Source organism: Nostoc sp. (assembly GCF_036917155.1).
Classification (GTDB): domain Bacteria; phylum Cyanobacteriota; class Cyanobacteriia; order Cyanobacteriales; family Nostocaceae; genus Nostoc.
On record NZ_JBALDZ010000232.1, the window covers coordinates 1 to 6,790 of the forward strand.

4 protein-coding genes and 1 pseudogene are annotated in these 6,790 nt (G+C 41.2%); 3 read left to right on the forward strand and 2 right to left on the reverse strand.

Annotated features, from left to right (window positions below; genetic code table 11):
• Window positions 1-154 precede the first annotated feature (154 nt).
• From V7K67_RS31030 to V7K67_RS31040, 3 genes are all read left to right on the forward strand, one after another.
• Window positions 155-286, forward strand: coding sequence for a hypothetical protein (locus V7K67_RS31030; protein WP_335169876.1), 132 nt, complete (start codon window positions 155-157; stop codon window positions 284-286).
• A gap of 300 nt (window positions 287-586) precedes the next feature.
• Window positions 587-2,593, forward strand: coding sequence for a DEAD/DEAH box helicase (locus V7K67_RS31035; protein WP_335169878.1), 2,007 nt, complete (start codon window positions 587-589; stop codon window positions 2,591-2,593).
• A 1,634-nt stretch (window positions 2,594-4,227) separates the two neighbouring features.
• A complete protein-coding gene (locus tag V7K67_RS31040) occupies window positions 4,228-5,361 on the forward strand; it encodes a heavy metal-binding domain-containing protein (protein WP_334733112.1) in 1,134 nt (377 codons plus the stop codon).
• 189 nt (window positions 5,362-5,550) lie between these two features.
• Here the strand turns inward: V7K67_RS31040 and V7K67_RS31045 are convergent, their stop codons facing one another.
• Together V7K67_RS31045 and V7K67_RS31050 are read right to left on the reverse strand one after the other, a co-directional pair.
• Window positions 5,551-6,429: an NmrA/HSCARG family protein gene (locus V7K67_RS31045; protein WP_335164885.1), complete on the reverse strand. Its 879-nt coding sequence runs from the start codon at window positions 6,427-6,429 to the stop codon at window positions 5,551-5,553.
• A gap of 162 nt (window positions 6,430-6,591) precedes the next feature.
• A pseudogene (locus V7K67_RS31050) lies at window positions 6,592-6,696 on the reverse strand (sigma factor); the annotation flags it as partial.
• Window positions 6,697-6,790 lie beyond the last annotated feature (94 nt).

Below are 6,790 nucleotides of genomic sequence, written 5' to 3' on the forward strand. Positions count from 1 at the left end.
AACGGGAAATGGTGCTATTACTGCTTATCGCCCTATTCTTTTCTCCTCAAGGCATTAATTCCTCTCACTCTTTAAAAATGAGCGAACGTACAGTAAGGAGGTTCAAATCAAAACAGACACGAATGGTAAACAAAGCCACAAAAATATCTGGCATTTGACTGAAAAAGGTAAACTTTGGGGAACGGTGACACGGGATAAAGCCCGGACTCATGACAAGATTGTGGAACACGTTCGCTGGTTGCCAGATGTTCTTGAAGTAATTGATTTGAGCGTAGAGGAGAATTGAAAGTATTTGATGAGAACGATTGGAGATCGCCTTTATTAAGCAAAGGCGATCGCACAATTTGTATTTTGGACAGCCAGGCAAGACAAAAATACACGAGTTACCGCATTAGTTTTTATGAAAAGTTCAACTTATAGCTTCAGTTCGTTATAATTTGCTCTTGATGAAGTAAAATCGCATCAAATCAATCCAAAACATTTTTACTACTTTTAGAATTGGGATTATCGGTATCTTAACTGGAAGAGCTTGTGGCATAATGAGCAATATTACCACGAGAGAAAAATTCTTGTTGAGGTAGATTGAATGCCTGTTACCTACGAACTCAGAGATTATCAACATCAGTGGATAAAAGATATTTGGAATTCTTGGAAGAAAGGTAATAGGCGGGTGCTTGCACAACTCCCTACAGCCGCCGGAAAAACGGTATGCTTTGCACATATTTCTCATAAATTCTTTGAACAAGGAAAGCAAGTTTTAGTCATTGCCCATCGGATTGAGTTGATATCTCAAGCTGCCGAAAAGCTCTCAGAAATTATCGGTGAACCAGTTGGGATTATCAAAGCAGGTGTTCTGGCTAATCCCGAACGGAGAATCCAAGTTGCTAGCGTTCAAACGTTAAGCAGACGAGAGGTATTGGATTTGCCAATGAACATTGGACTTTTGATATTAGACGAAGCGCATCATGCAACTGCTTTATCTTATCGGCGATTAATTGAACATTATGAAAGCGCTCAAATATTAGGTGTAACTGCCACTCCCCAGAGGATTGACGGTCAAGGTTTTGTTGATTTATTTGATGATTTGGTTATTGGCATTGACACTGCTCAATTAATTCAGGCTGGGTATTTAAGTAACTTTCGATTATTTGCAACGAATCAAACTATTTCTACTCTTGGAGTTGCAAAATCTCGTGGGGATTTCAGAGCCAAAGAGCTAGCGGTTGCCGTCACTAGTCAGATTGGGGTTAGTGAAATCCTTGAGAATTACTTTAAATATGCACGAAATCTTCGTACAGTTATTTTCGCCTGTAGCTTAGAACATTCTCGTGCCCTGGCTGCGGAATTTTCTCGTAATTATATTAGTGCCGAACATTTGGATGGGAAAACTCCCCTACAAGAAAGATTAGAAATATTGCAGCGTTTTCGCAATGGCATTACCCAAGTAATTACTAATTACGAAATCTTAACCGAGGGCTTTGATTGTCCTAATATTGAGTGCGTCTACTGTGTCCGTCCGACTGAAAGCTCTACTCTTTGGCTGCAAATGCTGGGGCGGGTTCTAAGAACTTACACTTTAAAACCAACTGCGGTGATCATTGACATTACCGATAATTGGAAAAAACATGGGCTTCCTGATGAAGTCCGCAAATGGAGTTTATTGCCTGAAACTATATCAGAAATACAAAACAAAGGCTTAATTCAATGTGAGCATTGCACCCATATTTTTAAACCGCTAACTGAAGAATTAGCTAAAATTGAAGCCGAAGTTGACGAGGATGGAGTGGTGATTCAACATCACCAAGCTATTTGTCCAAGTTGTGGTCAAACTATTGATTTTACAACTATTGAGAGTCCTGCAAAGCCAACTTTTAGCAGAATCAGACTTAGGCAGGGTTTTAGCCTCGAGCTTACAGAAATTGACCTTTCTGTTTCTACTTACAGATTAGACTTAGTTACTGATGAGCTGAGAAGGCAAGGTTTACGGGGTGCGAGTCCCACTAAAATTTATAGCGCCATTTTCATCGCTTTTATCGAAAATATTACTAGATTTACTCTTGGAGATTGGCGCGAAATCGTTAAAATTGTTGAGCCATCACAATCAGCAATTACCAAAAAAGCATGGGAACTGTACAAGGAAGCTTTTGAACGACATAAGAACCGCATCCTGGCTATATCTTTTGTTGAACAGAAAAAGCTAAAACAACAAGGCAGTAACAATGTGGCGACTAATGTAACGACAATAGAAGCTCTTGGGCAGTTGGAGAATAGTATATTCTGGGAACCAAAACCACAGGAAAAGTCATCTAAGTTCAAAAAGAATTTAGGCGATAATTATTTTAAAATGAAGTACAAATCACAATGGAAAGAATCTTTAACTTACTGTTCAATGCTAACAGGTGATTTTTTAAACATAAATGCTGGCTTATTCCATGTGGAAACTAAAGATGTATATGTAAATATCTGTATTGAGGTTAGAGAACTTCCTGGGCTGAAATCCAAACTAACAGAGATTTGTGATCCCGCAGAGATTGAATATGCCTTTACTCAAGGCTTTGGGAAGCTTGCCAAGATCATGTTTCGGTTAAGTTGATTCCCAATGTTGGGTCATAATTGAATGGCACGCTTGAAAAGCGCTAACCCTTGATCCCGGATTTCTCACCGATGCTCAAAGCCTGTGCTTGTGCAGGGGAGCAGGGGAGCAGGGGAGCAGGGGAGCAGGGGAGAGTTATTGTACAAGTTCTTTCCCCTCTGCCCCTCTGCCCCTTCCCTCAAGCTTGTGAGAAATGCGGGTTGATATTACTGGTTTTTGGGTGTGGGGTTTCAGGTTCATCTGACTGAGGTGACATCTAGCACGATTCATGCAGACTACTCGGAGGATTTCGGTTTCGATTTTGAGTAGTTTTTAGACCCGCAGCCTGCATCGGTTGCCCTAACTATCATGGGGTGAAGTCCGGTGAACATTTTTTAGTCTGTGGTATATATCCGAATGGCACTAAGACTCATGTGAAACCTCGTGAGGGCTATCTTGTTGGGGGTAGGGTTGCAGGTTCGTGTTCCAGACAATTGAATGCGAGTGCGTCAAGTAGTTCAACATCTTCTTAATTCCCTACACCCAACACCCCACACCCAAAAGCCAGGAATACCAGGGATTTACGCTTTTCAAGCGTGCCATTCGGTATATATCCTTTGGCATATTATGATGATGAGAATTGTCCAGACTTTATCAATCCATAACAACTGGCTAAACCGATATTTTGTGGCTCAAGTCATGGTCAGAATCATGACTTTTTTCATGAGTGATTGTGTCAGATATTTCTACAATAGTTGTATCTCATCAGATTGATATTGAGATTTTAAACCCCAAGTCTTATGTCGGAACACAAACTAATCCCTAATCATCACAATACCTTTCATATATGTAATTAGAAAAATATCGCTAATTTATAAGTATTGCTGGAGATTTCTGGAATAATCATTATGCCTTGTGTAGTCAAATTACAATTCCAATTCAAACATTAATTGATGTTTTCATCAACTGAAGAGGGACTCATGATTAATCGGGCTATAGACATAATTTTCGTAGATTCTTTTGCCTTTGTAATTAATATCACATTTGGAACACTGCTTCATACTAAAATATGCAATTATTCCTGGGAAGGGAAAACACCCTTTAATTCTAAACCTGAAGAGATTGGCTCTAATCCATCCATTTCAACGTCATCTTCGGAAGATATACATTAGAGTTTGTTTGAAAAGTTCAAGATAGTTATAATTCATCATTCTGAACAAAACGAAGTGAAGCGAATAATCACGATTTTTCGTTGGAATTGAGATGCTTCACTTCACTGCATTCAGTATGCCAAATATACTTTTCAAACAGACTCTAACTTTCAGGAGGTAGGAGGACTAAATTCTTCTTCAACAGTTTTTGTCTTTCAGTCTCAAGAAGTCCGTTGCAGTACAGCAATGCAACCCGAATGGGTAATAGCTGATGCCCAAGCCCCAGCTTATCCCTTGATAATCAGTTATAAACTAGAGCGGTAAAACTTGCTAGAGGTAGGTTGGAAGCATAGTAAACTCGTTTGATATTTTCTAAGACGAATACGTAATTAAGCCTTTAGTCTCACCTCTCCAGTTAGTTTTGCCGTTCTAGGTTATAAATGACTAACTCCCCATTTTGAACGGGGTTATTATACACTCATCTAAATTACTGGAGTCAAAGGCATGCTTGCAATCAGCGGACTCTCTGGCAATGAAATCTTTTGTCTTCGACAACAGGGTATGTATCCGGGAGATTTAGTCATTGGAAACAGTGTTTTTTCACTGGGACTAATTGGGGGAATTTCATCAGGACTCAAAACCATTGTTGGCGGAGAAGTCTCTGAAGTCACTAGCATCATTCATGAAGGAAGGCAAAAAGCTTATGCCCGAATGTTGGCTGAAGCAGAAAAGCATGGCGGAATTGGCATCACAGGTGTTAACAATGATTTAGTGCAACAAGTCGGCAACGTAGAATTCCTCTCCATTGGCTCCTGTGTTCACCAAGGTGACGAAAAATCTGAAAAATTAGAATTTTCTACCTCTGCCGACGGACAGGAACTCTACTGCCAAATTGATGCCGGATTTGTACCGAAAAAGTTTGTCTTTGGCAATGTTGCCTACTCCATTGGAGTCGGCGGTGGAATACTTGGCTCCCTCAAAAGTTTAAAACGTGGAGAAATTAAAGAATTTTCCTCTATATTCAACCAAACCCGTCACTTAGCCTTAGAGCGAATTCAGTCTGAAGCCTTAAATATAGGTGCTAATGCTGTGCTTGGAATTCAGACATCAATTATTCCCTTTGCCGGGATGCAAGAGATGGTAATGATTGGTACTGCATCAAACCATCCTGCTCTTACAAGAGCATGGTGTCAAAGTCCTATTACCAGCGATTTAACTAATCAGGAAATGTGGAATCTGATCAACCTGGGTTATATGCCTTTAAAATTGGTTTTGGGTGTTTCCGTATATTCTCTTGGTTTTGTTGGAGGAATCACATCCGCATTCAAGTCCTTTGTACGTGGTGAAATTAATGAATTAACTACATTAATTTACGAAGCACGCGAACAAGCCATTGCCAACATCGCCACTGATGCTCGTAATAGTGGCGCTGACCTCGTTGTTGGGATTAAAACTTATGTTTATCAGTTAGGTAGTGGAATTATCGAGTTTATGGCTATCGGCACTGCTGTCAAAAAGCTGCCAGGAATTACCACTCACTCTACTACTTTAATACCACAAGCAATCATTTCAGATCGAGACACCTTTGTAAACACTGCTGAAGGTACTCTCATGACCAAATTAAATCAACCCTCATAAACATCCATTTGGCTAGAAAAAATAAAACTCGTCCCAGTTTTTATTCAGTACGAGTTTTATTCAAAATCACCTTCAAAATCAATAGCGTCAAATAAATATCGTTCAATGTTTATGTCTGATTTTTAGGTCATTGACTGAAGAATAGTAAATTGTGTCAATTCACATTTTTGACCTGACATAGGACGCGCTTTAATCTGGTTTTGTCCAGTCGTGGTCGCGCAGATAGGATTCAAAGTCGCTTGAGGAAGGAAAGTCACGTTTCAACTGTGCTAAATCCGCTCCGTAGCCGACATTCTCAAACCAGCGATACATAATGGTCACTTCCTCCCCAGCTTGCTGCTCAAACGCTTCAAACGGAATTTGCTGGTATTCGACGGTTTTGCCCAACACGAGGCTGAACGCGGCAGCGATTTCTGGCATGGTCATCTCCACACTGGCGACTTCGATTTCGCGGTTCAAGAACTCGGCGGGGCGATCGAATACCTCAGCGACCATTGCTCCGTAATCTTCTTCAGAAAGTTGCTGCAATTTTGTTTCAGGACTGAGCGGTTGGGAGAGCGTGCCCTGCTCCACCATTGGACGCATTGAGGCGTAGTTGTAAAAGAAGAAAACTGGACGCATGATTGTGTAGGGCAAGCCCAGCGAGCGAATGTACTCTTCGACTTGAAATTTACTGTCGAAATGGGGAATGCCCGTGTTGCGTTCGGCGCTGCCCACAGAACTGTAGACGAAATGCTCGACACCTGCCGATGAAGCTGCGTCTGCAACGCTTTTACCATCTCGGATCTCGGCTGATAATCCGCCTTCTTTGAGAAAAGTCTGCAATGAAAAAACACCATAAGCACCTTGCAGAGCGCGATCAAGCGACGCGCGATCGCTGAAATCTCCGGCAACGAGTTCTGCCCCCGCTTGTTCGAGTGCATGAGCGGCGGACTTGTTTGGATCGCGCACAAAAGCACGTACCTTGAAGTTACCGCGCTTTAAAAGATGACGCGCCACTGCGCCACCCTGATTGCCCGTGGCTCCGGTGACTAAGATAATTTTTTCTGCTGTTGTTTGCTGTGTCATGTCTGTTTTTTTAATGCTGTTTGTGTATTTGAAATTTATCTTGTCTAAACAGTAGCTTGTGCAGAAAAAAAGAAAAAGTAGTTAAAATTCAAAACAGTTGTGCAAAAAATTCAAAGATGCGTTTCGGTTAATGGACAAGCTCAAAAGCCTGATGATTTTTATCCGCGATTTCTCTGCGATTGCTCGTGTGATTGATTGCGTAATCCACCAGTATACATAGGTGGAAAGCTTATAGCCGCGATTGGGGTCAAATTTTTCTACACCCCTGGTTGAGTCGATGGGAGCTATTATGCTCCGCACCTCTCATTTAGATCCAGACGTACCCGTTTCCGTGTATCTGGCTCCCGATATTCTTAAAGGT

What these genes read in the sequence shown, in the direction of transcription:
- V7K67_RS31040 (WP_334733112.1), top strand. Translation starts at nt 4,228, where the DNA reads ATGCTTGCAATCAGCGGACTCTCTGGCAATGAAATCTTTTGTCTTCGA.
- V7K67_RS31045 (WP_335164885.1), bottom strand. Translation starts at nt 6,429, where the DNA reads ATGACACAGCAAACAACAGCAGAAAAAATTATCTTAGTCACCGGAGCC.
- V7K67_RS31035 (WP_335169878.1), top strand. Translation starts at nt 587, where the DNA reads ATGCCTGTTACCTACGAACTCAGAGATTATCAACATCAGTGGATAAAA.